This window comes from Acidobacteriota bacterium, assembly GCA_026707545.1.
Lineage (GTDB): Bacteria > Acidobacteriota > Thermoanaerobaculia > Multivoradales > Multivoraceae > Multivorans.
In genome coordinates this window covers 26,405-51,555 of record JAPOWR010000001.1, presented here as the reverse complement: position 1 = coordinate 51,555, position 25,151 = coordinate 26,405, and the positions used below count along the sequence as shown (strand labels likewise).

General features: G+C 68.5%; 21 protein-coding genes. 11 read left to right on the top strand and 10 right to left on the bottom strand.

What is annotated here, in order from left to right:
- Positions 1-120 precede the first annotated feature (120 nt).
- Positions 121-1,590: a Gfo/Idh/MocA family oxidoreductase gene (locus OXG83_00200; GenBank protein ID MCY3963425.1), complete on the top strand. Its 1,470-nt coding sequence runs from the start codon at positions 121-123 to the stop codon at positions 1,588-1,590.
- The gene (locus tag OXG83_00195; GenBank protein MCY3963424.1) at positions 1,590-2,357 is read left to right on the top strand and encodes a hypothetical protein; all 768 of its coding nucleotides are present in this window, start codon (positions 1,590-1,592) and stop codon (positions 2,355-2,357) included. Before OXG83_00200 ends, OXG83_00195 begins: the two co-directional genes overlap by 1 nt.
- A gap of 7 nt (positions 2,358-2,364) precedes the next feature.
- Here the strand turns inward: OXG83_00195 and OXG83_00190 are convergent, their stop codons facing one another.
- Together OXG83_00190 and OXG83_00185 are read right to left on the bottom strand one after the other, a co-directional pair.
- On the bottom strand, positions 2,365-2,874 hold the full coding sequence (locus OXG83_00190) for a nuclear transport factor 2 family protein (protein MCY3963423.1): 510 nt from the start codon (positions 2,872-2,874) through the stop codon (positions 2,365-2,367).
- A 110-nt stretch (positions 2,875-2,984) separates the two neighbouring features.
- On the bottom strand, positions 2,985-3,995 hold the full coding sequence (locus OXG83_00185; GenBank protein ID MCY3963422.1) for a PmoA family protein: 1,011 nt from the start codon (positions 3,993-3,995) through the stop codon (positions 2,985-2,987).
- 97 nt (positions 3,996-4,092) lie between these two features.
- On the opposite strand from OXG83_00185, the gene OXG83_00180 reads away from it, so the two are divergent.
- The 5 genes from OXG83_00180 to OXG83_00160 all read left to right on the top strand — a co-directional run bounded on the left by OXG83_00180 (position 4,093) and on the right by OXG83_00160 (position 9,031).
- The gene (locus OXG83_00180) at positions 4,093-5,076 is read left to right on the top strand and encodes a hypothetical protein (protein ID MCY3963421.1); all 984 of its coding nucleotides are present in this window, start codon (positions 4,093-4,095) and stop codon (positions 5,074-5,076) included.
- A gap of 31 nt (positions 5,077-5,107) precedes the next feature.
- Positions 5,108-6,802 carry a GMC family oxidoreductase gene (locus tag OXG83_00175; GenBank protein ID MCY3963420.1) on the top strand — a complete coding sequence of 565 codons (1,695 nt, stop codon included), beginning with the start codon at positions 5,108-5,110 and terminating at the stop codon, positions 6,800-6,802.
- Positions 6,799-7,386: a gluconate 2-dehydrogenase subunit 3 family protein gene (locus OXG83_00170; protein MCY3963419.1), complete on the top strand. Its 588-nt coding sequence runs from the start codon at positions 6,799-6,801 to the stop codon at positions 7,384-7,386. Before OXG83_00175 ends, OXG83_00170 begins: the two co-directional genes overlap by 4 nt.
- A gap of 51 nt (positions 7,387-7,437) precedes the next feature.
- On the top strand, positions 7,438-8,304 hold the full coding sequence (locus OXG83_00165; protein ID MCY3963418.1) for a dienelactone hydrolase family protein: 867 nt from the start codon (positions 7,438-7,440) through the stop codon (positions 8,302-8,304).
- A gap of 73 nt (positions 8,305-8,377) precedes the next feature.
- A complete protein-coding gene (locus OXG83_00160) occupies positions 8,378-9,031 on the top strand; it encodes a glutathione S-transferase family protein (protein ID MCY3963417.1) in 654 nt (217 codons plus the stop codon).
- A 79-nt stretch (positions 9,032-9,110) separates the two neighbouring features.
- On the opposite strand, the gene OXG83_00155 is transcribed toward OXG83_00160, so the two are convergent.
- From OXG83_00155 to OXG83_00140, 4 genes are read right to left on the bottom strand one after another with little or no spacing between them, the layout of a single operon-like run.
- Positions 9,111-9,605 carry a type II toxin-antitoxin system VapC family toxin gene (locus OXG83_00155; protein ID MCY3963416.1) on the bottom strand — a complete coding sequence of 165 codons (495 nt, stop codon included), beginning with the start codon at positions 9,603-9,605 and terminating at the stop codon, positions 9,111-9,113.
- Positions 9,592-9,858 (bottom strand): type II toxin-antitoxin system VapB family antitoxin, encoded by a 267-nt coding sequence (locus OXG83_00150; protein MCY3963415.1) that lies wholly within the window; start codon positions 9,856-9,858, stop codon positions 9,592-9,594. The genes OXG83_00155 and OXG83_00150 overlap by 14 nt, the downstream gene beginning before the upstream one ends.
- 33 nt (positions 9,859-9,891) lie before the next feature.
- On the bottom strand, positions 9,892-10,953 hold the full coding sequence (locus tag OXG83_00145) for a DNA adenine methylase (protein ID MCY3963414.1): 1,062 nt from the start codon (positions 10,951-10,953) through the stop codon (positions 9,892-9,894).
- A gap of 24 nt (positions 10,954-10,977) precedes the next feature.
- On the bottom strand, positions 10,978-12,249 hold the full coding sequence (locus tag OXG83_00140; GenBank protein ID MCY3963413.1) for a PQQ-binding-like beta-propeller repeat protein: 1,272 nt from the start codon (positions 12,247-12,249) through the stop codon (positions 10,978-10,980).
- A 67-nt stretch (positions 12,250-12,316) separates the two neighbouring features.
- On the opposite strand from OXG83_00140, the gene OXG83_00135 reads away from it, so the two are divergent.
- Positions 12,317-13,771 carry a deoxyribodipyrimidine photo-lyase gene (locus OXG83_00135; protein ID MCY3963412.1) on the top strand — a complete coding sequence of 485 codons (1,455 nt, stop codon included), beginning with the start codon at positions 12,317-12,319 and terminating at the stop codon, positions 13,769-13,771.
- 8 nt (positions 13,772-13,779) lie between these two features.
- Here the strand turns inward: OXG83_00135 and OXG83_00130 are convergent, their stop codons facing one another.
- From OXG83_00130 to OXG83_00115, 4 genes are all read right to left on the bottom strand, one after another.
- Positions 13,780-15,060, bottom strand: coding sequence for an MFS transporter (locus OXG83_00130; GenBank protein ID MCY3963411.1), 1,281 nt, complete (start codon positions 15,058-15,060; stop codon positions 13,780-13,782).
- Positions 15,061-15,166: 106 nt separating this feature from the next.
- On the bottom strand, positions 15,167-16,216 hold the full coding sequence (locus OXG83_00125) for a glutathione S-transferase (GenBank protein MCY3963410.1): 1,050 nt from the start codon (positions 16,214-16,216) through the stop codon (positions 15,167-15,169).
- 81 nt (positions 16,217-16,297) lie between these two features.
- Complete coding sequence (locus OXG83_00120) at positions 16,298-16,816, bottom strand: SgcJ/EcaC family oxidoreductase (protein MCY3963409.1); 519 nt, start codon at positions 16,814-16,816, stop codon at positions 16,298-16,300.
- A 2-nt stretch (positions 16,817-16,818) separates the two neighbouring features.
- The gene (locus OXG83_00115; GenBank protein MCY3963408.1) at positions 16,819-17,346 is read right to left on the bottom strand and encodes an SgcJ/EcaC family oxidoreductase; all 528 of its coding nucleotides are present in this window, start codon (positions 17,344-17,346) and stop codon (positions 16,819-16,821) included.
- A 144-nt stretch (positions 17,347-17,490) separates the two neighbouring features.
- Here OXG83_00115 and OXG83_00110 point away from each other — a divergent pair, with 144 nt between their 5' ends.
- The 3 genes from OXG83_00110 to OXG83_00100 are packed head-to-tail and all read left to right on the top strand — an operon-like array spanning position 17,491 to position 24,939.
- Positions 17,491-19,584 (top strand): serine hydrolase, encoded by a 2,094-nt coding sequence (locus OXG83_00110; protein MCY3963407.1) that lies wholly within the window; start codon positions 17,491-17,493, stop codon positions 19,582-19,584.
- 28 nt (positions 19,585-19,612) lie between these two features.
- Positions 19,613-23,524: a PSD1 and planctomycete cytochrome C domain-containing protein gene (locus tag OXG83_00105; protein MCY3963406.1), complete on the top strand. Its 3,912-nt coding sequence runs from the start codon at positions 19,613-19,615 to the stop codon at positions 23,522-23,524.
- The gene (locus tag OXG83_00100) at positions 23,521-24,939 is read left to right on the top strand and encodes a DUF1501 domain-containing protein (protein MCY3963405.1); all 1,419 of its coding nucleotides are present in this window, start codon (positions 23,521-23,523) and stop codon (positions 24,937-24,939) included. The genes OXG83_00105 and OXG83_00100 overlap by 4 nt, the downstream gene beginning before the upstream one ends.
- The last annotated feature ends 212 nt before the right edge of the window (positions 24,940-25,151 follow it).

Genomic DNA, 25,151 nt, shown 5'->3' with positions numbered 1-25,151 from the left:
GTCGAGTCGCGGCGTCCGCGCCGCGCTGACGCACAGGAAACAGGCCTGTCTCATGCAAGCCCGTGGCGGCTACAATCGGTGGCCGCCTCCAGGCGCGCTTCCGACTCTGGGAGGAACACCATGTCCGCCATCACCCGCCGCGTTTTCCTCGGCTCGGCCGCCGCTGCCGCCGCCACGACGACTCTGGGATGCCGTGCCTCGGCCGGCACGACCGCCGCGAGTCCCAACCAGCAGCTCCGCGTCGCCGTCGTCGGCCTCCGCGGACGCGGCAGAGACCACGTCAATCAGTTCATCGATCTGCCCAGTGTCCAGGTCGCCGCCCTCTGCGACGTCGACAGCAACGTGCTCGAAACGGCGAAGGCCAAGGCGATCGAGGCCGGCGCGACGGATCCGCTGACGATCGGCGACTATCGGGAACTCCTCGAGCGCGACGACATCGACGCCGTGTCCATCGCGACGCCGAACCACTGGCACGCGCTGCAGGCGGTGTGGGCCTGCCAGGCCGGTAAGGACGTGTACCTGGAGAAGCCCGTTTCCCACAACGTCTGGGAGGGACGCCAGATCGTCCACGCGGCGGCCAAGTACGACCGCATCGTCCAGACCGGTACCCAGATCCGCTCGTCACCCTCGATCCAGGACGCGCTGGCCTGGGTCAACGAAGGGCACATCGGCGAGATCCAGCTCGCCCGCGGCCTCTGCTACAAGCCACGGCAGAGCATCGGCCGGGTGGAAGGCGCGCAGAAGATCGACCCGGCCGTCGACTACGACCTCTGGTGCGGCCCGGCGCCGAAGAAGGCGCTGATGCGCGAGCGCCTGCACTACGACTGGCACTGGGTCTTCGACACCGGCAACGGCGACCTGGGCAACCAGGGCATCCACCAGATGGACATTGCGCGCTGGGCGCTGGGCGAGCCGGCGCTGCCCCCTCGGACGATCAGCGTCGGCGGCCGCTTCGGCTACGTCGACGACGGCAACACCCCGAACACCCAGTTCGTGTACCACGACTACGAGCGGGCGCCGCTGCTGTTCGAGGTGCGCGGGCTGCCGCGCGACGCCAAGGCCCAGGCCGGCAAGTGGCGCGACGGCATGGACGATTATCTCGGCGCCAGCATCGGCGTCATCGTCCACTGCGAGGGCGGCCACGTGCAGATTCCGAGCTACACCCAAGCCACTGCCTACGATGCCAAGGGCAAGAAGCTGGAGTCCTGGAAGGGCGGCGCCAACCACTACGCGAACTTCGTCGAGGCCGTGCGCAGCCGCCGCAGCGAGGATCTGACCGCCTCGATCGAGGACGGCCACCTGTCGAGCGCCCTCTGCCACCTCGGCAACATCTCCTACCTGCGCGGTGAAGCCGGCGGGCCGGCCAAGGTGTCGAAGATCGCCTCGAAGCTCCGCCACGCCGGCGACACCGCCGACCGGTTCCTCGACCACCTGTCGAAGAACGGCGTCGACCCGGAAGTCGAGCAACCGATCGTCGGCCCGTGGCTCGAGATCGACCCGGACACCGAGACGATCGGGGGCGACCTGGAGGCGAGCCGCTTGCTGACCCGCGAGTACCGCGAGCCGTTCGTGGTCCCGCGGACCGTCTGATGCGCCGGACACGCATCGAAGCGACGCAACAGACTGGGTGCGCCGGCGTCCCCGCCGGCATCCGGCGCAAGGCGCCGGTCTGGCTAAGCCTGGCCGCATTCACCACCATCGCCGCCGCCGGCAGCCTGCACGCCCAATCCGGCGTGCCGAAGGGCTACGAACTCGTCTACTCCCAGGACTTCACCGACGCCTCGGCGCTCGACGACTTCACGTTCAGCGACCAGCGAGCGTGGGAGTACGGCGCGGGAGACTGGCGCGGCTACCTCGACCTCAAGGGCGGCAGCAAGTACAAGCCGAAGCACCGTTCACCGCTCAACATCGCCCTGATCGACGATCTCCTGCTCGCCGACTTCGTGCTCGAGGCCGAGGCCTGGCAGACGGGCCGCGAGTACGGCCACCGGGACTTGAGCCTCTTCTTCGGCTTCGAGGGCCCGAACCGCTACTACTACGCCCACCTGGCCACGGAGCCGGACGACCGCGCCCACAACATCTTCCTGGTCGACAACGCCGACCGGGCGCCGATGGGTGCGGTCCCGGACGAAGGCGTCGACTGGGAGCGCGGCTGGAAGCGGGTCAGGGTCGAACGCCAGGACGGCTCGCTACGGGTCTACTTCGACGGCGAGAAGCAGCCGACGGTGTCGACCGACCGCGATCCGCTCGGCTGGGGAAGGGTCGGCTTCGGTTCCTTCGACGACACCGGCCGCTTCAGCCAGGTGCGGATCTGGGCGCCGGAGACGAAGCGGGCGGTCAGACCGGCTTTCGACTAGGCCAGGCTCAACGGGCCCCGCGGGCCAGCTCGCGCACCGGCTGTGGCGAGTCACCCACGGGCGTGTTGTGCTGCATGGCGATTCGCCACTCGTCGCCCACCCGCGTGTAGGTCATCGTGTAGCGGCCTTCGTGCACAGTCTGCCGCCCCTGCCCGTTGTAGTTCACCGACAACGAGTACTCCCCGTAGGCGATTCCCGTGTCGCCGATGATCCGGTACTCCTCGTTCCGCGTCTCGAAGCGTGCGTTCGTCGTGGTGTTGAAGAAGAGGCGCCAGTCCACCGCGCAGGCTTCCCGGCCCTGCTTGCCCGACGTGGGACCGCAGGCATAGAAGGAGAGCGCCTCGTCGTGAACGGTGTCGAGGAAACCGTCGAGGTTGCCTTCGTTGAGCGCGGCAACACCGGTCTCGAAGACCTCCTTCACGGCCGCCACGGCGCTGTCGTCGCCGGCGAACGCCGGACTGCCGGCCGCCAGGCAGGCAGCGAGAATCGCGATCGAAACGAAGTGGGCTGGGCGCATTGGGAGTCTCTCCAGGCGTTGTTCTCGGTTCGTTCTGTGACGCTGGACCGGACGCCCGAGCGGCGGCGGGGAGGGTAGCACGGCAGGTTTCCCGTCTGCCGGCGCGAGGGCTAGTCGGCCGCGTACTGCCGGAGCGCGCTGTCGAGCTGCTCCGGCGACACCTCGCCGTCGTGGAACAGCAGCCGATACCGCAGCCTGAGCTCGCCGCCCGCCGGAATCGTCCAGTCGCCCGTGCCCTTCTTCGCCTTCTCGAAGTCGTGGACACCGAAGGGGTTGGCGGCGAACAGGCCGTAAGCGCGGGCGTGCCACCAGGTCGGGTGACGGAAGTTCCCGGGGTGGTCGAAGATGGCGATGCCGACCGGCCTGCCGTCGACCGGCCCGCTGTAGTGAACCCACGCCGCGCGCTTGCCCCAGACGGCGACGCCTTCGACGCCTTCGCTGTTCAGCATCGCGCCGGCGGCGTGCTCGCCCTGGTGGCGGAGCGTCGGCGCGACGCGGATGGCCATCGTGCCTTCCTTCGTGTCGCCGAGGACGATCGCCGCGTCGCCGGTCCGTAGCTGCAGATCGAAGTCAATGGCGCGCCAGGCCTGGCCGCTGTCAAAGGCACCGGCGAGGAAGGTCATCGCCCGTTCCTCGCTGAGTACCTCGTCGCCTCCAGGGTCGACCCAGGAGTTGACCGTCCGTAGCACACCGGCCTCACCCGACTCGGCGGCCAGGATCTTCTCGTGGACGATCGCGGAGCCGTCGCGGCCCGTCCAGAAGTCGTAGCGTTTCGAGCCGTCGGCCGGGCCAACGGCGCCGTGCGCGAACCACAGTGACCGGTGGTGAGGATGATCCCGCTCCTCGCCTTCCGCCTCGACCATCGGCCAACTGCGGGTCAGCGCCTGCCCTGCCGGACCGTAGACCGGGTACAGGTACGGCAGGTGGCCGCCGCCATCCGCTTCGCCGCCCGGCCGATACTCGGTGAACGGTTCGCCGTCGACGGTGACCAGGACGCGGTCGCCAGCTTGCCTGGTGAGCTCGATCATCGGACCGCCGTCCTCCGCCGCCACGGTCGCTGAGACCGCGAACACGCAAGGGAACAGAACGGCGGCGGCTGGCGGATTCAGGCGGCGCAACATGGTCGGTTCCTCTGCCGTTGTTCGCGTTCCGGGAAGGCCCCGGCATGGTACCGTCTCGCCCGTGAATCCACGGAAATGCTTGGCTGCGCTGGCGGCCATGCTCCTGGCCTCGGTGACGTTCACCTCCTGCATCGCGGGTGAGGCGGAAGCGGAAGCCGACGGCTCGGACGCGGAACCCGTGAAGGGGCAACCACCGGCGGAAGTCGTCCGCGCCCACCTGTTCGACGACGACGCCGAAGGTCAGGCCGCCTTCGCCCGCGTCAAGGGGCACTTCGAGACGGCCAATCCCGGATACACGATGACCTTCCTGGCCGCGGCCACGGAGATCGCAGCGGACGCCTCGAACCGGCTCGTCTTCGTTCAGACGCCGGTCGAGGAGGAGCCCGCAGCGGCCGAGATCCATACAACCTCCGGCCCTACCCCGACCGAGCTGCACGTAGGTGACATCGCGGTGCTCCGCCGCGGCGAGCGGCTCACCGTCGAGCCCGCGATCGCCGCGCTCGTCTTCGACGTCCCGGACGCCCCGGGCGACGGCGTGCCCGCGGCAATCCGTCCCGACTGGGACCCGGACATCACGGACGTCCCAGGCGGCTGCGCCACGGAAACCGGCGCCTACCGGCGCATCCTGCTCACCTGGCTCAACGACAACGGGCCCTACACCTTCCACGGCCTGAACGCCCACCGGGTGCGGATCACCGACTCCTTCACCCACTACCACCCGGTGGACACGGGCTTCGACGAGTTCTACCTGGTTCAGATGAGCAACGACGAGGATCGGCTGCTCACGAGCTACCACGCCGCGGACATCGAGTCGCCCGAAACGATGACGCCCGAACTCGCCGAGAAACTCTTCGAAGTCCACGACGTCCGCGCCGGCGACCTGATCTACCTGCCGCGCGGCGTGATCCACCGCGGCCTGGGCGGTGTGCTGGCCCAAGTGATCACGGTGCCCGGCTTCCGCCCCGGCGCCGAGATCGGCGTCGACCACCACCTGCTGGCGATCAACGAGCGGCTGGGGCTCGAAGGCGACGAGGCCCTGCCGTACAACGTGGAGGCGTCGACCGAGGCGGTCGTCCGTTGACAGGCACCTCTGGCCCAAGAACTTCCCCCGCATGAAGCAGACCTCCGACACGAGGACCTACGACGCGGTCGTCGTCGGCTCCGGCGCCACCGGCGGCTGGACCGCGAAAGTTCTTACCGAGGCGGGCATGGACGTGCTGATGCTCGAAGCGGGCCGCGCCTTCGACCCGGCCACGGACTTCCGCGAGCACACCCTGCCGCACGACATGGAACTCCGCGGCCGCCCCGACCCGCGCAACGAACTGCTCCAGCGCCGGCACCGCCAGTCGTACTGCTACGCCTGCACCGAGGTCAACGCGGACTTCTTCATCGACGACGTCGACAACCCCTACACCGAGGCCCCCGGCACCCACTTCAACTGGATCCAGGGCAACGTCGTCGGCGGCCGCTCGATCATGTGGGCACGCCAGTCGTACCGGATGAGCGACTACGACTTCAAGGCGGCCAGCCTCGACGGGTACGGCTTGGACTGGCCGATCAGCTACGCCGACCTGGCCCCGTACTACGACCGGGTCGAGCGCTACATCGGCGTCAACGGCCGCAAGGAGGGGCTGGAGATCCTGCCGGACGGCGAGTTCCTGCCGCCGATGGCCTTCACCTGCGGCGAGGCGATGCTGAAGGAGACCCTGGCCGAGAAGTTCAACCGGCCGATGACGATCGGCCGCAACGCGGTCCTCACCCGCCGGCACAACGGCCGTGACATGTGCCACTACTGCGGCCCCTGCCACTACGGCTGCCGGACGAACTCCTACTTCAACTCGCCGCAGACCACCCTCGTCGACTGCGAGGCGACGGGCCGGTTCACCCTGGTGCCGGACGCCGCCGTCATCAAGGTCGACATGAAGGCCGGCGACCTCGCCTCCGGGGTCACCTACGTCGACAAGAACACGGACCTGACCCGGGAAGCGAAGGCCGACGTCGTCGTGCTGTGCGCTTCGACCCTGGCTTCGACCCGCATCCTCCTCAACTCGGCCGAGGGCGGTCTCGCCAACGAGAGCGACTGCCTGGGCCGCTACGTGATGGACCACATCTACGCGACCGGGGTGCGCGGCGTCCTGGAAGCGCGGGCCGGCGCTCAACCGGAGCGCGCGAACCGGCCAAACGGCATCTACATACCCCGCTTCCAGAACCTGAAGGACCCGGCGACCAGGAACCCGAACTTCATTCGGGGCTACGGCTACCAGGGCGGCGAGAACATCACCACCTGGCAGCACGGCAACGCCATTCCGGGCTTCGGCGCCGACTTCAAGCGGATGGTCGAGTCGAGCACCATCTCGACGATCGGCCTCGGCGGCTTCGGCGAGATCCTCCCGCGACCCGAGAACCGCGTCACCCTCGACCCGGAGGTGACCGACAAGTGGGGCGTGCCCGTGCTGCAGATGAACTGCACGCTCGGCAGCAACGAGTACGCGATGGTCCAGGACATCATCGCAGAGGGCCGCGCCATGCTGGAGGCGCTCGGCTGTACGAACATCACGCAGAACACGGAACCGGCGCCGCTGGGCTCGGGCATCCACGAGGTCGGCACGGCCCGCATGGGCGACGATCCGGGAACCTCCTACCTGAACCAGTACCAGCAGTCCCACACGGTGAAGAACCTGTTCGTCATGGACGGGTCCTGCTACGTGAGCATCGGCTGCGTCAATCCGACGCTGACCATGATGTCGCTGGCATTGCGTTCCACTGAGTACCTGATCGACCAGCACAAGCGGGGAGAACTGGCATGAGCAAGCGGACGACGAGGCGGAACGTCCTGGCGGCCGGCGCCGGCGCGTTCGGCTACGCCACCCTGCAGGCCGAGCCGATTCGCGCCGCGATCCCGGCGGTGGCCGCTTACCAGGCCGAAGGCTCCGGCTGGACCCCCCGGCTGTTGACGCCCGCCCAGGGCGAACTGCTGGGCACGCTCTGCGAGCACATCCTGCCGCGCACGGACACGCCCGGCGCCCGCGACGCCGGCGTCCACGAGTTCATCGACCTCGAGCTCTCGCTCGCCGACGGCGACGATCAACTGGCCGCGCTCGGCGGACTGGACTGGATCGACCGGCGCGCGCAGGAAGTCCATGGTTCGACCTTCGTCAGTCTCGACGCGGCCCGCCAGCTCGAGATGCTGCGCGAGATCAGCGACGACCACGAAGACCACCCGCCAGAACTCGCAGCCGGGGCTGCCTTCTTCAGCGATCTGAAGCGGCGCACCCTGTTCGCGTTCTACACCTCCAAGGTCGGACGCACGGAAGCGCTCGGGCTGCCGGACCGGGTCCGCGTGGAGCGCTTCCGCGGCTGCCAGCACAAGCCCGGCGAAAGCCACGTCTAGAGTCAGGACCCAGGTTCACCCAAGTTCCAGCCAGCCAGCAAGGAGACCCAAATGTGTGACGACAGGACAGACGCCGAGAACGCCAGGTACCTGCACGGGAAGCAACTGACCCGCCGCGAGTTCGGCGCCGTCTCGGCCGGAGCCGGGCTGACGATGCTCCTTCCCCGGCCCGCGAATGCCCAGAGCGTGACCGAATCCGAGATCGAGGTCACGACTCCCGACGGCGTCTGCGACAGCTACTTCGTGCATCCGGCGAGCGGCGCCCATCCGGGCGTCCTCATCTGGCCGGACGCGTTCGGTCTGCGCCCGGCGATGCGGCAAATGGCGACGCGCCTCGCCGAATCGGGCTACTCGGTGCTGGTGGTGAACCAGTACTACCGGTCGAAGAAGGCGCCCATCGCCGAAGGGACCGACTTCGGCGCGCTGCGCGAGACCCTGCGGCCGCTGATGGGTTCGCTGAGTCCGGAAACCAACGTGACGGACGCGAAGGCCTTCGTGAGCTTCCTGGACAGCCAGTCGTCCGTCGACAAGGGCCGGAAGATGGGGACGATGGGCTACTGCATGGGTGGTCCGATGACGATGCGGACCGCGGCAGCCATCCCCGACCGGATCGGCGCCGGCGCCTCCTTTCACGGCGGAGGCCTTGTCACCGACAGGCCGGACAGCCCGCACCTTCTCGTCGAGAAGATGACGGCTCACTACCTGTTCGCGATCGCCGAGAACGACGATCAGCGCCAACCCGAGGCCAAGGACGTGCTGCGCGAGACCTTCGAGAAGGCGGGCCTGCCGGCCGAGATCGAGGTCTACGACGGCGCGATGCACGGCTGGTGCCCACCCGACACGCCCGTCTATCACGAGGCCCAGGCGGAACGGGCGTGGAGCCGGCTCCTGGCCCTGTTCGAGCGCGCCCTGGCGTAGCGCGGAACGCGGAGTCTCGGTCAGGCCGCCGCACGCGGCGGCCTGATCGCCTGCCGCCTCCACCACAAACTCGATGATCACGATCTACCACGTCCCGCGCACCCGCTCGGCGCGCGTCATCTGGCTCTGCGAGGAGCTCGACCTTCCCTACGAAGTCGTCCCGGTCGACTTCAGCCCGGAGTACCGGAAGTCAGCCGCGTGGCGGCGGCTCAACCCGATCGGCAAGGTGCCGGCGTTGACGGACGTCGACGCGGACGGCAACCCCTTCACCATGATCGAGTCCGGCGCGATGGTCCACTACATCCTGGAGCGCTACGGCGAGGGCCGCCTGCAGGCACGGCCCGGCACGCCGGAAAGCGCGCTCCTGCTGCAGTGGTCCTGGTTCGCGGAGGCAAGCCTCGCCCGGCCACTCGGCGACATGGTCCACCACCGCATCCTCAAGCCGGAGGCGGAGCGCATCCCCGCCGTCGTCGAGGACGGCCAGGAGCGCGCCAAGATCTGCCTCGACGCGGTCGAGGCGGCGCTCGGAGTACGCGACTACCTGCTGGGAAGTGAGTTGACGGCCGCCGACATCATGATGGGCTACTCGCTGGCCCTGGCGCAGCGACTGCGTGTGCTTGACGACAGGTACCCGAACGTCGTCGCCTACCTGAGTCGGCTCGAAGGCCGTCCGGGGTTCCAGATCGCGTTCGCCGACGGCGAGCGATCGGGTCCGTTGCACGACTGACCTGCTCCCGAGGCAGGCCCTCGGCACCGGATGCCGGCGAAGACGCCGGCGCACCCAAGGTGAGCAACGCTGGAAAGTGTCAGTCCGACACGAGCCAGGGGCGACGCGTCGGTTCCATCACGACATCGCCCGCACCGCCCGGTCTCCCGGCCAGCGGATGGTGCCAGCGAAGACCCTCGAAACGCGCGAAGTCCCTGTCCGCCGTGGCCAGATCGCACCCCGCCTCCATGACGATCGCCGCGAGATAGGCGTCGGCGACCAGCTTGCTCCGAGGTGCATGGCGTTTGCAGAGGTCCTCGAAGATCTCCCAGTGCCCCGGACCCGGTCGAACCGGAACACACTGGGGAGGTGCCAGCAGTCGGGCGGCGCTGGCAAGGGCCTCGTGGTTTTCTGTCGGCTTCGAGTAGATCCGACGGTTCGTCACGATTCTCACGAAGGAACTCAGCACCATCTCCGACATGCCGTAGGCCGGGCCAGAGTTCACCAACCAATCGAGCCACTCACGGTACGGTTCATGCTCGGTCATGTCCGCGCGGTGCGCGTAGACGAGCACGTTGACGTCAGGAACGATCAACTAGATCCAGGAAGCGCTCGCAGTCCATGGTGTCGAGCAAGTCCGTCAGTCGATCGCTTCGGATTCCGGGCCTCAGGCCGCCTTCTCCGCCGGTCAGCAGCTCGACACGCTTCGCCGGCGCCCGCCGCTCACCTCGTGCGAGCACCTCTCGGAGCCCCTCGTCGATCAGAGAGGTGAGGGTCCGCCCCGTCCGCGCCGCGTAACGCTTCGCTTCTGCCAGCAGTTCGTCGTCGAGCCGTACCGTCGTGCGCATGCAGGTGAACCTACAGCGAAGTATGTCGGTATGTCAATCGGCTGTCGTCATCGCTCGTACGGCGGCCTCCTGCAGCCTCTCAGGTGACACGACGTACAAGTACTCCTTGTTCCGCAGGTGGCTGACGCGACCGACTTTCTCGCCGCTCGGGTTGAACACGCCGATCCGGGCGCCGACGTACCGCCTGTAGTCGTTCTCGATCACCAGAACCTCCCCCCGACGAGCCAGCACCGCTTCCATCTCCTCGCGGCCGATGAAGCCCTCGTCGCTGAAGGAAACGATGAGGTGCTGCGCGCGGACTCGATCGACCACCCGCTCCCACGCGGCGCGGAACCTCTTCTTGCTGTTGAAGTCGCTCTTGCGTTCCCGGCAGTCGATGCGCTTGCAGGCGACACCGTAGTGCTCGGGCTTGTCCCACAGGACCAGGCTCTCCCACACGTGGTAGTTGCCCAGGTAGCTGTGCTGGTTGTATGGCGGATCGAGGTACGCAATGTCCGCTTCGAGCACCCCTACGGCGTCGGTCGCGTCCATGCGGTGCGCCCTGCCCTTGCCGGCATCGGCGCGCGGAGCGATCTCAGGCAGCCGCAGCTCCAGGTCATTGGAAGCTCGAGGCGCCCACTGCTTGAGATAGGCCATCTGCACGCCCGTCGTGCTGTCGACCCGATCGGCCGCCTCCATCAGAGAGACGAGCACGATCGCCCGGAGTTCCGGGTCTAGGTCCTTGCGCTCGATCTCCTCGCGGATGGCGTCGACACGGGCACCGTTCTTCGGCTGCAGGTAGCGGCTCTTCTCGCAGAAGACCTCCGTAAAGTACTCCGCCGACGGCGGCAGCCGGTTGAACTCGTCGATCAGCAGCCTCGCCTGCCGGAGTTGCTCGGACGTGCCGTCGGCTTCGACGTAGCAGCGGGCGATCGCCTCGCCGCAGGCCAGGTAGTCGTTCGCCAGCACCCGGTACTGCCGCCGTTTCAGCGCGGCGCCCACTCTCGCAGTGCCCGAAAACAGGTCGAGCACCGTGCAGGCCGGTCGAAGTTGTTCGACAACATCGGCGATCAGCGGCACGAACTGCCGCTTGGAACCGAGGTACTTGATCGGCACGGACTACTGCGGGCAGCGGTCCGCCTACCGGGCCGATGCGTCGTAGGCCAGCAGTTCGTCCCAGTTGCGGATGTAGAGCACACCGTTGCTGACCACCGGATGGGCCCAGCTTGGACGGCCGCGGTTGTCCAGTTTGAATCGACCCCGTTCGACGTAGCCATCAGGAGTCGCTTCCGCCAGACCAGCGAGGTACCTCTCGCCGAGCAGGAACAACTTGCCGTCCGCGAGAGTGAGCGAGCCCTTCCCAACGCTGCGGTCTCGCCACACGGTCCGACCGGTTTCGAAGTCCACACACGCAAGGGCGCTGCCGAAGAAGCCGTAGAGATGTCCTTCGTAGAGCACGACGCCGCCGTGGTGGTTGCGAAGTCGCGACTCGAACCACGCCTGTCCAGTGCGCACGTTGTCGCCGACGACCCGCACCCGGAGCGCGCCGCCGCCGGTGCCATAGTCCGAGGTGTAGAAGACGAGGCCGTCCGCGTAGATCGGCGTCGCCGCGTTCGCCGTGCGGTTCGCCGGCTCGCGGTAGTGCCAGAGCAGTTCGCCGTCGGAGGCCCGAACGCCGACGCCTGCCCGCGACGTGAAGCCGACGATCGTTCGTAGCGGCTCGGCGCCGTTCTCCAGGTCGACGGCGATCAGGGAGGAGTAGCCGGTCCGATCGGTCAGGCCGGTGCTGGTCCACACCGTGGCGCCCGTCTCCCGGTCGAGGGCCGCGATCGCGCCGCCGTCGCCGCCCGGCATCACGACCACCCAGTTGCCCTCGATCAGGGGCGACTCGCTGATCCCCCAACTGATGTTCCGCTGGCCGAAGTCCCGGAGGATGTTCCGCTGCCATGCGACTCTGCCGTCCGAGAGACGGATGCGTGCCAGTTCCCCCACGCCGGTCAGCGCGTAGAGCGAATCGCCGGCAACGGTCGGCGTTCCCCGCGGACCGTTGCCGCGGCCGTCCCGCAACCGCGAGCCGAGCTCACGCTCCCAGCGGACGCTGCCGTTCGACGCATCGAGGGCGAACACCAGGCTTCGACCGCCGCGGGTTCCCTGGACGTAAAGGGAGCCGTCGACCACCGCCACCGTGCCGTAGCCCTCGCCCAGGCCGTCGACGCGCCACAGCAGCGGCGGTCCCCCCGCGGGCCAGCGGTCGGCGAGCCCGGTTTCGGTCGAAACGCCGTCCCGCCCTGGCCCTCTCCACTGCGGCCAGTCCTCGCCAGCTGCCGGGGGAGGCGGGACGGAAAGCGCGAGCAGGAAGAGGCCGACGGCGGTCGAAACGGCGGGTCGAAGGCCGATCGGGCCCGTTCTCATTCGCCTCATCGCTCGGACACTCTGCTCCGTCGAGCCAGCGTCGTCAACTGCCGTACGCTCCGCCTGCATGCCTCCGACCGCGCAGCGACCGATTCTCGCCTGGTTCCGGCGGGACCTGCGGCTGACTGACAACCCCGCGTGGTCGTGGGCAGTCGGGACCGGACGTCCCGTCGTCCCCGTTTTCGTGCTCGATGAGGAGGAGGGCGAGCAGCCGATCGGCGGCGCATCGCGGTGGTGGCTGCACGGCAGTCTTCAGGCGCTCGACCGGGCGTTGCGAGGCCAGGGGAGTCGGCTCATCCTCCGGCGCGGGAACACCTGCCGCATCGTCGCGGATCTGGCTCGGGAAACCGGCGCCTCGACGCTCGTCTGGAACCGGCTGCACGAACCGGCGATCACGCAACGCGACGAGGAGATCGCGGAACGCTGCGCCGAAGCCGGACTCGAGACGCTGACGTTCCAGGCCGGTCTCCTGTTCGAGCCCGAGGACATCCGAAGCGGCACAGGCGGGCCGTACCGAGTGTTCACACCGTTCTGGCGGAAGTGCCTGGAGCACGGGTTCGCTCGACCCGTTGCAATTCCGCCACCGCCCGCGGCGCCGGCCACCTGGCCGGCGAGCGAAGACCTCGAAAGCTGGGAGCTCCGCTGCCACGAGCCGGATTGGGCAGCCGGCTTCCGCGACGTCTGGCAGCCCGGCGAGGAGGGCGCGCAGCAGCGCCTCCGCGCCTTCCTCGCCGGTGCGGCCGAGCACTACGACCAGGAGCGCGACCGGCCCGGCATCGAAGGAACCAGCCGCCTGTCGCCGCACTTGCACTTCGGCGAGATCGGTCCCCGTCAGATCGCCGCCAAGGCCACGGCTCTATCGCCCGGCCCAGGCCGGGACGCCTTCCTGCGCGAACTCGGCTGGCGCGAGTTCAGCCACCATCTCCTGTTCCACAACCCGGAGATGGGCACCCGCAACCTCAGGCCGGAGTTCGACCGCATGCCCTGGCGGGACGCGCCGGAGGACCTCCGCCGCTGGCAGCGGGGCGAGACCGGCTATCCGATCGTCGACGCCGGGATGCGGGCACTCTGGACCACCGGCTGGATGCACAACCGGGTGCGGATGCTCGTCGCCTCCTTCCTGACCAAGCACCTGCTGATCGACTGGCGGCACGGAGCGGACTGGTTCTGGGACACCCTGGTCGACGCGGACTGGGCCAACAACAGTTGCGGCTGGCAGTGGACGGCGGGAAGCGGTGCCGACGCGGCCCCCTGGTTCCGCATCTTCAACCCCGTAGCCCAGTCGCGGCGCTACGATCCATCGGGCGCGTATCTCCGGACCTGGCTTCCCGAACTGCGACACCTGCCCGACAAGGCCATCCACGCCCCCTGGCTGGCAAAGCACGCCACGCTCTCCGAAGCGGCTGTACGACTCGGCGAGACGTACCCGCTACCGATGGTCGACCACGCCGAGGCCCGTCAACGAGCGCTTCACGCCTATCGGACCCACGTCCGCGGGAGAGCGACCACGCGCCGCTCCTGACACCGCACCTAGGGCCGGCCCGTCTTCTTTCTCGGCGGTCGCAGCAGCAACGCAACCACCGATCCCGTCAGGGTCACCGCTGCGATCGTAATGAACGGGATCGCGTAGCTGCCCTGGGTGTCGAACGCCCAACCGGTGATCCACGGCACACCGGCGCCGAACGGCGCGCCCACGGCGAACCTGGTGCCGGTCGTCGTGGCGAAAGCGCGGCGCCCGAAGAACTTGGCGAAGGTCGCCGCCTGGCAGATGTAGGCCATGCCGAAGCCGAAACCCAGCAGGACCAGCGAGACGCGCGCGACATCCGTGGTGCGGGCGAACAGGAACAGCAACAGGCCCGTACCCTCCATCGCGAGGGCGACACCGAGTAGACGCGGCGGCGAGAACCTGTCGGCGAAGCCACCGCATATGCGACCCGCTGTGCTCGCCAAGACCATCAGCCCCAACAGAACCGCCGCCGCACCAAGATCGAATCCATTGTCCTCCAGGTGCCAACGACCATGCGCGCCCAGCACGCCCCAAGGGACCGCGTAGCCGAGGCCACAAACCACCATCAACGCGAACTGCGGCGTACGCAGCGCTTCCCGCGCGGTCCATTCATCGAGAGTCTCCACCGCGGTCCCGGCCGTCGCGGACTGCAGCTCGTCCAGTGAACGGGCGCCATCCCGCAACTGACCGATCGACTCCGGTCTACTGCGGATAACGAGGTAGGACAGGACGCCCAGCGCCGCGCACAAACCGGCGATGACCGCCCAACCATCCCGCCACGTATGACCACGCTCCAGCAAAGCGGCGTCGAACCTGAGGATCAGAGGACCCAGAATGCCGGCGGCCGTGATCAGGAACATCATCGCCCGGGCCCGGTACCGCAGGAACCAATTCACCGCCAGGGTCTGAGTCGGCAGCACGGTGGAGAAGCCGTGGGTCAGGCCGGCGAAAAGCCCGAAGTACAGCAGCACCTCCCAGAGACCCATGGCACGGCTGGTCAGGAAGTAGCCGACCGCCGTGGCCAGGAAGCCGGCGGTAAACACGGGGCGCGGTCCGTAGCGGGTCAGGCAGATGCCAATCAGCGGCGCCACCGCGCCGCCGAAGAAGGTCCAGCTACCAAAGGCGAGGCCGGTATCGCCCCTGCTCAGACCAAGTTCGGCCGCCAACTCCGGCGAGTAGTAGCCCCAACTATAGAAGGGCGCCGCGCCCAGGCCGTAGATGAGCCAGGCGGCCGGCAACATCCTCCAGCCGTAGAACCTCGGGTTGAACGACTGCCAGAATCCGGTCCGGCCGCTTGAAGGCACCTGGTAGCTCGCGCCTCAGAGCGCAGCGAAGCAAGTTCCGCGGCGCGAGGTTCTGGGGAAGTGGAGGCTGGGGCCAAACATGGAGTCTGCGACAGGTTTGGCGGCGCTAGGACGGTGCTCCCGCGCCCCCGAACAAGATCTCGCAACCGGTGCCGTCCAGCAGCCCGTCCACAGCCGACCGGTCCTGAGCCGTCAACTCCTCGTACCGCTCCCGCAACCACATCAGGCACTTGCCCTGGTACGGAAACGGCTTCTGCACCCAGGGCCGGCCGTCGATCTCGCACTCGACGCTCTCGGCGCCCGACGCCAGCGCTCTCGCGTTGGCGATCAGGAAGGGAGCGTAGACGCGGCCGACTTCGCCGAGGAGCGCCCGGAGCGTCGCCGGCAGCTCGCGCCCGATCCAGTCGTCCCCGGTCGGTTCAAGGCCTGACAGGTCCTCGACCCGATCGACCCACGCATAGACGCGCGGCGCCACCTCCAACGTCACCGCCATCGGCGTCGGATCGAAGGCCGCGAGTTGCGTCAACTGGCCGAAGAACGCGAAGTCGGAAGCGCCGGGACGGTTGCCCATCAGGAACTGCCGCTCCGTCAGGTGATCCCGGAACAGCTCCAGGATGCGCCGGTAACTCGCCTCGATCACCGGGCCCGTCGTCTCGTTCGAGCCCACGACCCAGAGTCGCGAAATCTGGCGTTCGGAGACCGTCTTCGCCGCCTGCTGGAACTGTTCCTCGGGACCTTCGACCTGCCTCCAGCGGGGCAGGATCTGGCCGGCTTTCTCGATGTCCGCCTCGTAGACCCAGCGATAGTGGAACATCGCCTTGGTCAGCCACTCGTCGCCGAAGTCCTCGAGCAGGTAGTCGATGAACGCGGTCACAGGATCCGGCGGAACCACCGAGCGACCGTCGAACTCTGCTTCGAAGCGCCGGATCAGCGGCGTCGAGTCGACGACCGCCTCGATCTCGCCCTCGGCATTGGGCAGGTAGAAGGTCGGCAGCAGGCGCACCTTGGCGGCGGGCAGATCCTCGCGGCCGCCGGCGCCCGAGATCAGGAACCGGTACGGGATGCGCCGGTAGCGCAGCAGCGCGCGCATCTTTCTCGTGTAGGGCGACCCTGGGGCGCCCATGAAGGTGAGGAGCTGCGGTAGTGGTTCGGACATCAGGAGCGGCGACGGATCATAGCCCGCCGCCAAGACGGTGCCGGCGAACTCAGCCCTTGCCCCGCAGCCGCTGACTCTGGCCTACGACTCGAAGTTCCAGAGTTCGTACGCTACGAGCCACCTGCCATCCGGCTCGCGCCGCATCAGGCGCATCCAGTTGCCCAGGGAATCCGTCCGCGGTGAACCGTCCTTCGGGGTCACTCCAAGGGCGAAGGTGCCCTGGACGTAGGCCAGCTCACCACTGAACCGGGTCTCCTCGACCTGAAGCTGTACCTCGAGATCCGAACTTTCAAAGGTCTGCGCAATGTCCTGCCGGATCGCTTCCCGGCCGACGAGCGGAAGCCCGTTCGGCGGCATCCTGCGCCCGTTCGTCGCATACAGCGCCGCCATGGCGTCCGCGTCGCTGGTGTTCAGGGCGACCATGAAGTCGGCGATCAAAGCGTTGAGGGCCCTCTCGTCACCGATGCTGGGTTCGACCGCGCTCTGCTCCTCGGCGACCTCCTCCTCGGCCGGCGGACAGGCGACGGTGAACAAACCAACGAAGAGGACAGCCAGCAGGCTGATCGCGGGATACTCGAGCACACGAGTGAGCCACTTCATGTTCAACCCTCCTCCCCGGGCGGATCGGGCATCTGACCCGGCGGGTAATCCCGGTTCGACATCTCCCGCGCGATCAACCACGATCCGTCCTCTTCGCGACGCATCAGGTCCATCCACTTGCCCACTTCCTGGTAGACGGCGGAAGGGTTCTCCTTCTGTGTCAGGGTGATGGCGTACGTGCCCCGCACGAACGCCAGATCGCCGCTGTAGTCGCTCTCCTCGACGTGGAGCTGCATCTCCCAGTCGGTATCGGCGTAGTCCGCGGCGGCGAACAGCCGGATGGCGTCGCGCCCTTCGATGCGCCGGCCATCCGAAGGGAACCGGATTGCATCCTCGGTGTACAGCACCGCCAGGCCATCCGCATCGCCTCTGTTCACGGCCTGCAGATACTTGGCCGCCAGTTCGTTCAGGGCCGCTTCATTCTCGGCCACCGGATCCACTTCCGGTGCCGGCGCCTCTTCCTCCGGGGGCGCCGCACAACCCGCTGCAAGGATCAGGACCGAGCAGAACGCGACGGTGGCAGGGACCATCCGGCGGATTTCTCGACAACCCATTCCGGACCTCCTTTCCGCGGCAAAGCCGCAAGAGCGTTGCTCGTAGTCTGTAACTCCTAGGGTAGCACCCGGATTCCGCCGTGCGGCGTTTGGACCGCTACGCATAGTCTCCCCGCAATCATGACGCGCCCGCGCCCGCCTCTCGCCGCCGTCGCCGCGGCTTCAGCCGCTGGCCTGACCGCCGTGGCGCTGGGTTCGATCCCCTGGATCGCGGGATCGATCACCGTCGTCCAGCCTGACGCGGCGCGGCTCGTTCTCGTCGCTGCGGCACTCGCCGGCTTCGTTTCGATCGGAGTGGCGGCCCTTGCCCGTCGAGTTCATCCGGCGCTGCGCGGCACGGTCCTGAGCCTCGGCCTGCTGGCTGCGGCATCGAGTCCGGCCTTCGTCGAGCTGCTGGCTCGCCAGCAGCCGGCGGAGCCACGGCTGGTGGGCGGCCCGGCGACAGCGGAGCCGGTGCCTGGAGCCGATCGGCTTCGTGTACTCCAACTGAACGCATACCACGGCTATCCAGACGGAGAAGGGCGCCTCCTGCCACCCGCTACCGCCTCGGACCGCCTGGTGCGTGCGGGTCGCCTTGCGGACGCGATCGCCCACCTGCGACCCGACATCGTCGTCCTCCAGGAAGCCTGGTGCACGGTCGCCGACGGCTGTCTCGCCGACCGCCTGGCCGAGGCCCTCGATCTGCAGGCGGTCTACGCCCGCGCTAACGGCTCGCTGCGCTGGCTCGGATTCGAGGAAGGCTCGGCAATCCTCAGCCGCTTTCCCATTGCCGACCCGGCGACCTGGCCACTCCTTCCCGACCGGGACCGTTTCGAGCGCCGGATCGCCCTGTCCGCCCAGATTGAGCACCCGGCTCTACCTTTCGACGTGGTGGGCGTCCACGCAGCGAACGGCGACCCTGAACTCGCCGGCGCCCAGACCGAACACCTGCTGGAGCGCGTCCTCTCATTGCCAGCCCGGCCGGCGCTCATCGCGGGCGACTTCAACCTGGATAGCAGCCACCCTGCGCTCGGCCGCTTCGAGGCGGCGGGTTACCGCGACCTGCTCCCGGGCGGCATCGACCACGTGCTGCTCGACGCCGAAGCGTCCGGGTGGTGGCCCCTCTGGAGCGAATGGCCACCCGCCTTGCCCGACACGGCGATCTCCGATCATCCCGGCCTCCTGGTCGAGTTCCAGTTGCCGCTACCTCCTCCCGACGACGACTGGCCCGGCGAGTGGCAACTGGTCCCAGCCGACCAGGTCGGGCTGGACGCGGACCGGCTGGAACAGACGATCCAGGACATCGGCGAACTCGAGGGCCTCCACGGTTTGCTGATCGCGCGCCACGGCCGCCTCGTCGCCGAGCGCTACTTCCGCGGCTCTGCAGGCAACCGCCTGCACAATCTGAAGTCGGCCTCGAAGAGCGTCCTCTCGGCACTGGCCGGCCTGGCGGTCGAAGAGGGTGTTCTCGAACTCGATCAACCGATCGCGGAGGTGCTGCCCGAAGCCGCCGATCTCGACGATCCACGAAAGCAGGCGATTACGGTGCGCCACCTGTTGACGATGACGTCGGGTCTCGAATCGACCAGCTTCGGCAACTACGGTTCCTGGGTGGCTTCCCGCAACTGGGTTCGGGCCGCCCTGGCACGGCCCCTCCAGGCCGAGCCGGGAACCCGTTTCTCGTACAGCACCGGCGGGACCCACCTGCTTTCGGCGATCCTTGCCCGCGCCGCCGGTCAAAGCACCCACGACTTCGCCCGCGAGCACCTCTTCGATCCGCTCGGAATCCGCCGCTCGGCCTGGGCGCGCGACCGGCAGGGCGTCCACATGGGCGGCAACAACCTCTCCCTCCTGCCGCGCGACATGCTGACGTTCGGTCAGCTCTACCTGAATCGGGGCCGTTGGGGCGGCGAGCAACTGCTGCCCTGGCAGTGGGTCGACCGGTCCACCCGCCCCGGACTTGTCGGGCCGCGCGGACGCGGCCGGATCTACGGCGGCTACGGTTACCTCTGGTGGCTCCGAGGGTCCCGGGAACGCAGCGCCTACATCGCCAGCGGCTACGGGGGCCAGTACATCTATGTCGCCCCCGCCGAGGATCTGGTCGTCGTGACCATCTCGACGGAGATCTCGAAGGGGCGCGGGTGGCGTGGCGAACTGTTCGGCATGATCCGCGCCGGCATAGCCGGCAGCGTGGTCGACCCGTACGAGCGGAGCGGGCGACCGGCGCCGTTGTAAACTGGCCAGCGCTCCAATGGACGCGAACGTGAGGACCTCGCTGTGCTCGGGCGCCGCGATCCTGGCCGCTGCATTGCTCGGCGGGCCAGCGGCCGGGGCGGAGTTCGCCCCGGAGGATCTGGAGTTCTTCGAGCAGAAGATCCGACCGGTCCTGGTCGAGCACTGTTACACCTGCCACAACAGCACGGAGATCGCGGAGAGCGGTCTGCGCCTGGACTATCGCGGCGGCCTGCTCGAAGGCGGCATGCGGGGCCCCGCCATCGAGCCGGGCAAGCCGCGCAGCAGCCTCCTGCTGCGCGCCATGAGGCACCCGAGCCTCGACTTCCGGATGCCGCTGGGGGGCGCGAAGCTGCCCGACGACGTGGTCGCCGACTTCGAGCGCTGGATCGAGATCGGGGCGCCCGATCCCAGGGACGAACCGCCCTCCGCCGACGCGCTCAAGGAAGCGACTGCGTGGCAGACGATCCTCGAACAGAGGAAGAGCTGGTGGAGCCTGCAGCCAATCACCGACCCGGCACCTCCCGAGATCGCCGACGCGACCTGGTCGCGCAACCCGATCGACCGGTTCCTGGCTGCGGGGATCGCGGACGCCGGTCTCGAACCCGCTCCCCTAGCCGAGCCGCGGACCGTGATGCGCCGGCTCTCCTACGTGCTCACCGGCCTGCCGCCGACGCCCGCCCAGGTCGACGACTTCGAGCGTCGCGCCGCGGTCGACCGGGACGCCGCGGTCGCGGAGGAAATCGACCGGCTGCTCGCCGACCCGGCCTTCGGCGAGCGCTGGGCGCGGCACTGGATGGACTGGGTCCGCTACGCCGAGACGCACGGCAGCGAGGGCGACCCCCCGGTTCCCTACGCCTGGCGCTACCGCGACTACCTGATCCGGGCGCTGAACGCCGACGTCCCGGTCGACCAGTTGATCCGCGAGCATCTGGCGGGCGATCTTCTCGACGAGCCGCGGATGAACGCGGAACTCGGGATCAACGAGTCGGCGATCGGTATCGCCCAGTACCGCTTCGTCCTGCACGGCTTCGGCCCCACCGATGCCCTCGACGAACAGGTCCGCTTCACGGAGAACCAGATCGACGTCGTCTCCAAGGCGTTCCTGGGGATGACCGTCGCCTGTGCACGCTGCCACGACCACAAGTTCGACGCGATTAGCCAGACCGACTTCTACGCCCTCTACGGCACGATGGTGAACGGCCGCCCGGGGGTTCAGACGATCGACGACGAGGCGCGGCGGAACGCCCACCGGGACGACCTGACCCGGCTGAAGGGCGAGTTGAGGCAGGTGCTCGCCGAGGCATGGCTCAAAGCCGCCGCCGAGGTGCCGGGCAGGCTGCAGCGGCCGGACGGCCCATGGGCCGCGGCACTCACGGGCGGCCAGTCGCCCTACGACCCGCTCTACGCCTGGGTCCGGGCAGGCCGGGTCCGCGGCCGCGGGGCCTTTGCCAAGCGGTGGCAGGAACTGTCCGCCGCCTACGAACGGAGCCGGCAGCAACTCGAGGCCCGCCGACAGGCGCCCGCCGTCCAGCGTTGGGACCTGAGCCGAACCAGGGACGTTGAGCAGTGGTACCGGCACGGCAACGGCCTTGCCGATGCGAAGCCGCAGGCAGCCGGGAGCTACGAGGTCGCCCAGGGCGGCGGGACGATCGTCGCCGACATCCTGCCCGGCGGCGTCTACACGCACTCACTCACCAACCGCCACAACGGCACCTTCTCGTCACCGCGGTTTCTCATCGAGGCCAATCAGAAGTTGGCGGTGCGGATCGCCGGCCGCGGCGGCGCGGTCGCACGCTACGCGGTCCAGAACTACCCCCAACGAGGCGAGGTCCATCCGATCGAGACCCTCTCGGACGGCGAATGGCGATGGCAGCACTGGGACCTCGCCTACTGGGATGGCGACCATGCCTACATCGAGCTGGTGACGGCCGCCGATCACCCGATGACCGGAGAGAGTTCCGGCGGGCGGTCGGACCGCTCCTGGTTCGGGATCACCGAGGCGGTCGTGCTCGACGAGAACGCCCAGCTTCCCCGCGACCAGCCAGCCGAGTTCACCGCGCCCCTGTTCGAGATCGAAGGCGCGCCCGGCGACCGCGGCGAACTGGCGGCCCGCTATGGCCAAGCGGTTCAGGGCGCGGTCGCGGCCTGGCGCGACGGTTCGATGACCGACGCCCAGGCACGTTTCCTCGCGAACTTCGTTCGCCGCGGCCTGCTTTCCAACGACACGGACGAGGTGCCGGAAGCGGGGCCGATCGTCGACTCGATCCGGCGGCTCGAGGAGGCGATCCCCGCGCCGACCCGCTCCCCCGCGGTGCTCTCCGGCCCGCGCTTCGATCAGCCGCTGATGGAGCGGGGCAATCACCGGCAGCTCGGTGAACCCGTGCCACAGCGATTCCTCGAAGCGATCGACCCCGAGCCGTACCCCGACTCGGTTCATCCGCGACTGGCCCTGGCCGGGAGCATCCTCGACCCCGGCAATCCGCTCACGGCCCGCGTCATCGCGAACCGCCTCTGGGCCCACACCTTCGGGCGCGGGATCGTCGGCACGCCGGACAACTTCGGGCAGATGGGTGAGCTCCCGTCGAACGCCGCCCTCCTCGATCACCTGGCGACGACGCTTCGGGAGGACGGCTGGTCCCTCAAGACGTTCGTGCGGCGGCTCGCATCGACCCGGGCCTTCCAACTCGCGTCGACGCCGGAGGCGGCCGCCCGGGAACGGGATCCCCGGAACGACCTCCTCTCCCATGCCCATCTGCGCCGCCTGGAGGCCGAGGCCGTGCGCGACTCGATGCTGATTGCCGCCGGTCAACTCGAACCGGTTTCCACCGGCGAGACGCTCCCGGAACCAGGCTGGTCGAGCCGGCGCAGCGTCTACGTACAGGTCATTCGGAATCAGCCGGATCCCCTGCTGCACACGCTCGACCTGCCCACCCCGGTGACGACCAAGGGCCAGCGCGACCAGACGAACGTGCCCGCCCAGTCGCTGCTCATGATGAACAACACCCAAGTCATGCACCTGGCGGCCCGCTTCGCCGAACGGATCGCCCGCGACCCCGACCTGCGCAGCGACCGGGAACGCATCGTCGCCATGTTCCGCCTCGCCCTCGGTCGGCCCCCGACTGAACCGGAACTCGGCGCCGCCGCAGAGTTCCTCAACCAGGCCCAGGACCGGAAACCCGCGCGGGAAGACGTAGAAGCCTGGAGTGCGGCGGCCATGGACCGCCGGGAGGAGAGCGCCGAAATCCGCGACTTCACCGCGGACAAGACGCGCGGCGTACTTCGCTTCTACCACCGGGCGTCGGCGCCCAGGGCGATCGCCGCGTGGGAGTTCGACGACCAGCCCAAGAACGGCCGCGTCTACGACGCCATCGGTTTTCTTCCCATCAAGCTGGGCCGCGACGTCCACGTGGAGGACGGCGCACTGTGGCTCGGGGCATCGGATGTCGTGACGTCGAAGCCGATCCGGCGGACGCTGGACGAGTACACGCTCGAAGCCTGGGTCGGCGGCCTGCCGGGCGAGGCGGACGCCGACGAATCGCCACCGGTCCACCTGGTCCTGGCGCGGGATCGCAAGGGCGCCTGGACCGCGTACCGGAACGGTGCTGAGTCCGATCCGGAAAACGTCCGCAGCGAACTTCCGATGAGCTTGGAGAAGGATCGTGTCCAGTTCGCGGGCGCCGGAGACGCGCCCCTGGGGGTGCTTCAGGCCCGCCTCTACGACCGAGTACTGGTTCCCGCCGACGTCGCAGCCTCCGCACTCGGGAACATCGAAGCACCGTCGGAAGCCGAGCAGGCACGGATCTACCGCAGCAGTTGGTCCCACATCGCGCGCCTCGAGGCGGAAGCTGACCAACTCGAGAAGAGCGCCGGCGGCGGCGACGCATGGCGCCGATTGGCGCACGCCATGTTCAACCTGAAGGAGTTCATGTACCTCCGATGAGCGACCACCAGTGTTCCTTGATGAGCCGCCGGCAGATGCTGGCCCAGGTCTCGACCGGGTTCGGCGCCATCGCGCTGAACGGCATGCTCGGCTCGGCGCTCCTGCCCGGAGCGGCCCATGGCGCGCCAAGAGCGCGCGCCCGGCACGTCATCTTCTGCTACATGTCGGGCGGCGTGTCCCAGGTCGACTCGTTCGACCCGAAGCCGCGGCTCGACCGCGATCACGGCAAGCCGATGCCGACGAAGATCGAGCGCACCCAGTTCAACGAGAACGGCAACATCTTCGCCTCGCCCTTCCCGTTCAAGGAGTACGGCGAAAGCGGCATCCCGGTCAGCAGCATGTTCCCCCACGTCGGCGAGTGCGTCGACGATCTGGCAGTCATCCGCTCGATGACCAGCACGGTGAACGAGCACGCCCAAGGCAACTACTTCTTCCATACCGGCTTCCCGCTGGTGGGTCACCCGTCCGCGGGCGCCTGGGTGAACTACGGGCTCGGCACCGAGAACGAGAACCTGCCCGGCTTCGTCGTCCTGCAAAGCGGCCAGGCCGGCATCCCGCACGGTGGCGTCGGCATCTACAGCAACGGCTACCTGCCGGCCGAGTTCCAAGGCTCCATCATGCGCGGCGACGCCGAGGACGCGGTCCAGAACATCCAGGCGCTGGAGGCCCCTACGGCCCAGCGTGAGCGGCTCGACTTCGTCCAGGAGATGGACCAGGCCTTCCTCGAGCGGCTCGGCGGCCACGCCGATGTCGAGGCGGCGGTCCGCAACTACGAGACCGCGTTCAGGATGCAGGCCGAAGTGCCCGAACTCTGCGACATCAGCGGTGAGACCCGGGCGACGCGCGAGCTCTACGCGCTGGACCACCCGAACCAGACGACGGCGGACTACGGCCGCCAGTGCCTGCTGGCGCGGCGGCTGGTCGAGCGCGGCGTCCGCTTCGTCGAACTGAGCTGCCTGCCGGAGCCGGACGACGCGGGGCAGGCCGCGAACCCCTGGGATCAGCACACCGGCCTCGAGGTCGGTCACCGGAACATGGCGCTCCAGGTCGATCAGCCGATCGCCGGACTCCTGAAGGACCTGAAGGCCCGTGGCCTGCTCGACGAGACGCTCGTCATCTGGGCCGGCGAGTTCGGCCGCACGCCGTTCCACCAGGGCTCCGATGGCCGCGATCACAACCCGTTCGGCTTCTCGATCTGGCTCGCCGGCGGCGGGATCAAGGGCGGCACGATCCACGGCGCGACGGACGACTTCGGCTACCACGTCGTCGAGGACGAGGTCACGATCTACGACCTCTGGGCCACCGTCCTCCACCTCCTCGGCATCGACCACACCAACCTCACCTACCGCTACGGCGGCCGCGACTTTCGGCTCACCGACGTCCACGGCAACGTGGTCGATGGGATCCTGGCGTAGGGCGGTGGCGGGCACCCGCCTGAGTCGGGGCCGCGGGGGGCGGACTCCTGCGGCCGCTCGCGCTCAGAGGAGGATGGGGGGACGGCGCTCGCTTCATTCCGCTCGCTTCGGTTCGATGTCGGATCCTGTGAGGTCATCGAGCGTCGCTCGCTCCAAGCCCGCTGGTGTCCGCCCCTCCGGACCTCCCCCCAGGCTGGACACCGTCTTACTAC

What these genes read in the sequence shown, in the direction of transcription:
- OXG83_00200 (MCY3963425.1), top strand. Translation starts at nt 121, where the DNA reads ATGTCCGCCATCACCCGCCGCGTTTTCCTCGGCTCGGCCGCCGCTGCC.
- OXG83_00195 (MCY3963424.1), top strand. Translation starts at nt 1,590, where the DNA reads ATGCGCCGGACACGCATCGAAGCGACGCAACAGACTGGGTGCGCCGGC.
- OXG83_00190 (MCY3963423.1), bottom strand. Translation starts at nt 2,874, where the DNA reads ATGCGCCCAGCCCACTTCGTTTCGATCGCGATTCTCGCTGCCTGCCTG.
- OXG83_00185 (MCY3963422.1), bottom strand. Translation starts at nt 3,995, where the DNA reads ATGTTGCGCCGCCTGAATCCGCCAGCCGCCGCCGTTCTGTTCCCTTGC.
- OXG83_00180 (MCY3963421.1), top strand. Translation starts at nt 4,093, where the DNA reads ATGCTCCTGGCCTCGGTGACGTTCACCTCCTGCATCGCGGGTGAGGCG.
- OXG83_00175 (MCY3963420.1), top strand. Translation starts at nt 5,108, where the DNA reads ATGAAGCAGACCTCCGACACGAGGACCTACGACGCGGTCGTCGTCGGC.
- OXG83_00170 (MCY3963419.1), top strand. Translation starts at nt 6,799, where the DNA reads ATGAGCAAGCGGACGACGAGGCGGAACGTCCTGGCGGCCGGCGCCGGC.
- OXG83_00165 (MCY3963418.1), top strand. Translation starts at nt 7,438, where the DNA reads ATGTGTGACGACAGGACAGACGCCGAGAACGCCAGGTACCTGCACGGG.
- OXG83_00160 (MCY3963417.1), top strand. Translation starts at nt 8,378, where the DNA reads ATGATCACGATCTACCACGTCCCGCGCACCCGCTCGGCGCGCGTCATC.
- OXG83_00150 (MCY3963415.1), bottom strand. Translation starts at nt 9,858, where the DNA reads ATGCGCACGACGGTACGGCTCGACGACGAACTGCTGGCAGAAGCGAAG.
- OXG83_00140 (MCY3963413.1), bottom strand. Translation starts at nt 12,249, where the DNA reads ATGAGAACGGGCCCGATCGGCCTTCGACCCGCCGTTTCGACCGCCGTC.
- OXG83_00135 (MCY3963412.1), top strand. Translation starts at nt 12,317, where the DNA reads ATGCCTCCGACCGCGCAGCGACCGATTCTCGCCTGGTTCCGGCGGGAC.
- OXG83_00125 (MCY3963410.1), bottom strand. Translation starts at nt 16,216, where the DNA reads ATGTCCGAACCACTACCGCAGCTCCTCACCTTCATGGGCGCCCCAGGG.
- OXG83_00120 (MCY3963409.1), bottom strand. Translation starts at nt 16,816, where the DNA reads ATGAAGTGGCTCACTCGTGTGCTCGAGTATCCCGCGATCAGCCTGCTG.
- OXG83_00115 (MCY3963408.1), bottom strand. Translation starts at nt 17,346, where the DNA reads ATGGTCCCTGCCACCGTCGCGTTCTGCTCGGTCCTGATCCTTGCAGCG.
- OXG83_00110 (MCY3963407.1), top strand. Translation starts at nt 17,491, where the DNA reads ATGACGCGCCCGCGCCCGCCTCTCGCCGCCGTCGCCGCGGCTTCAGCC.
- OXG83_00100 (MCY3963405.1), top strand. Translation starts at nt 23,521, where the DNA reads ATGAGCGACCACCAGTGTTCCTTGATGAGCCGCCGGCAGATGCTGGCC.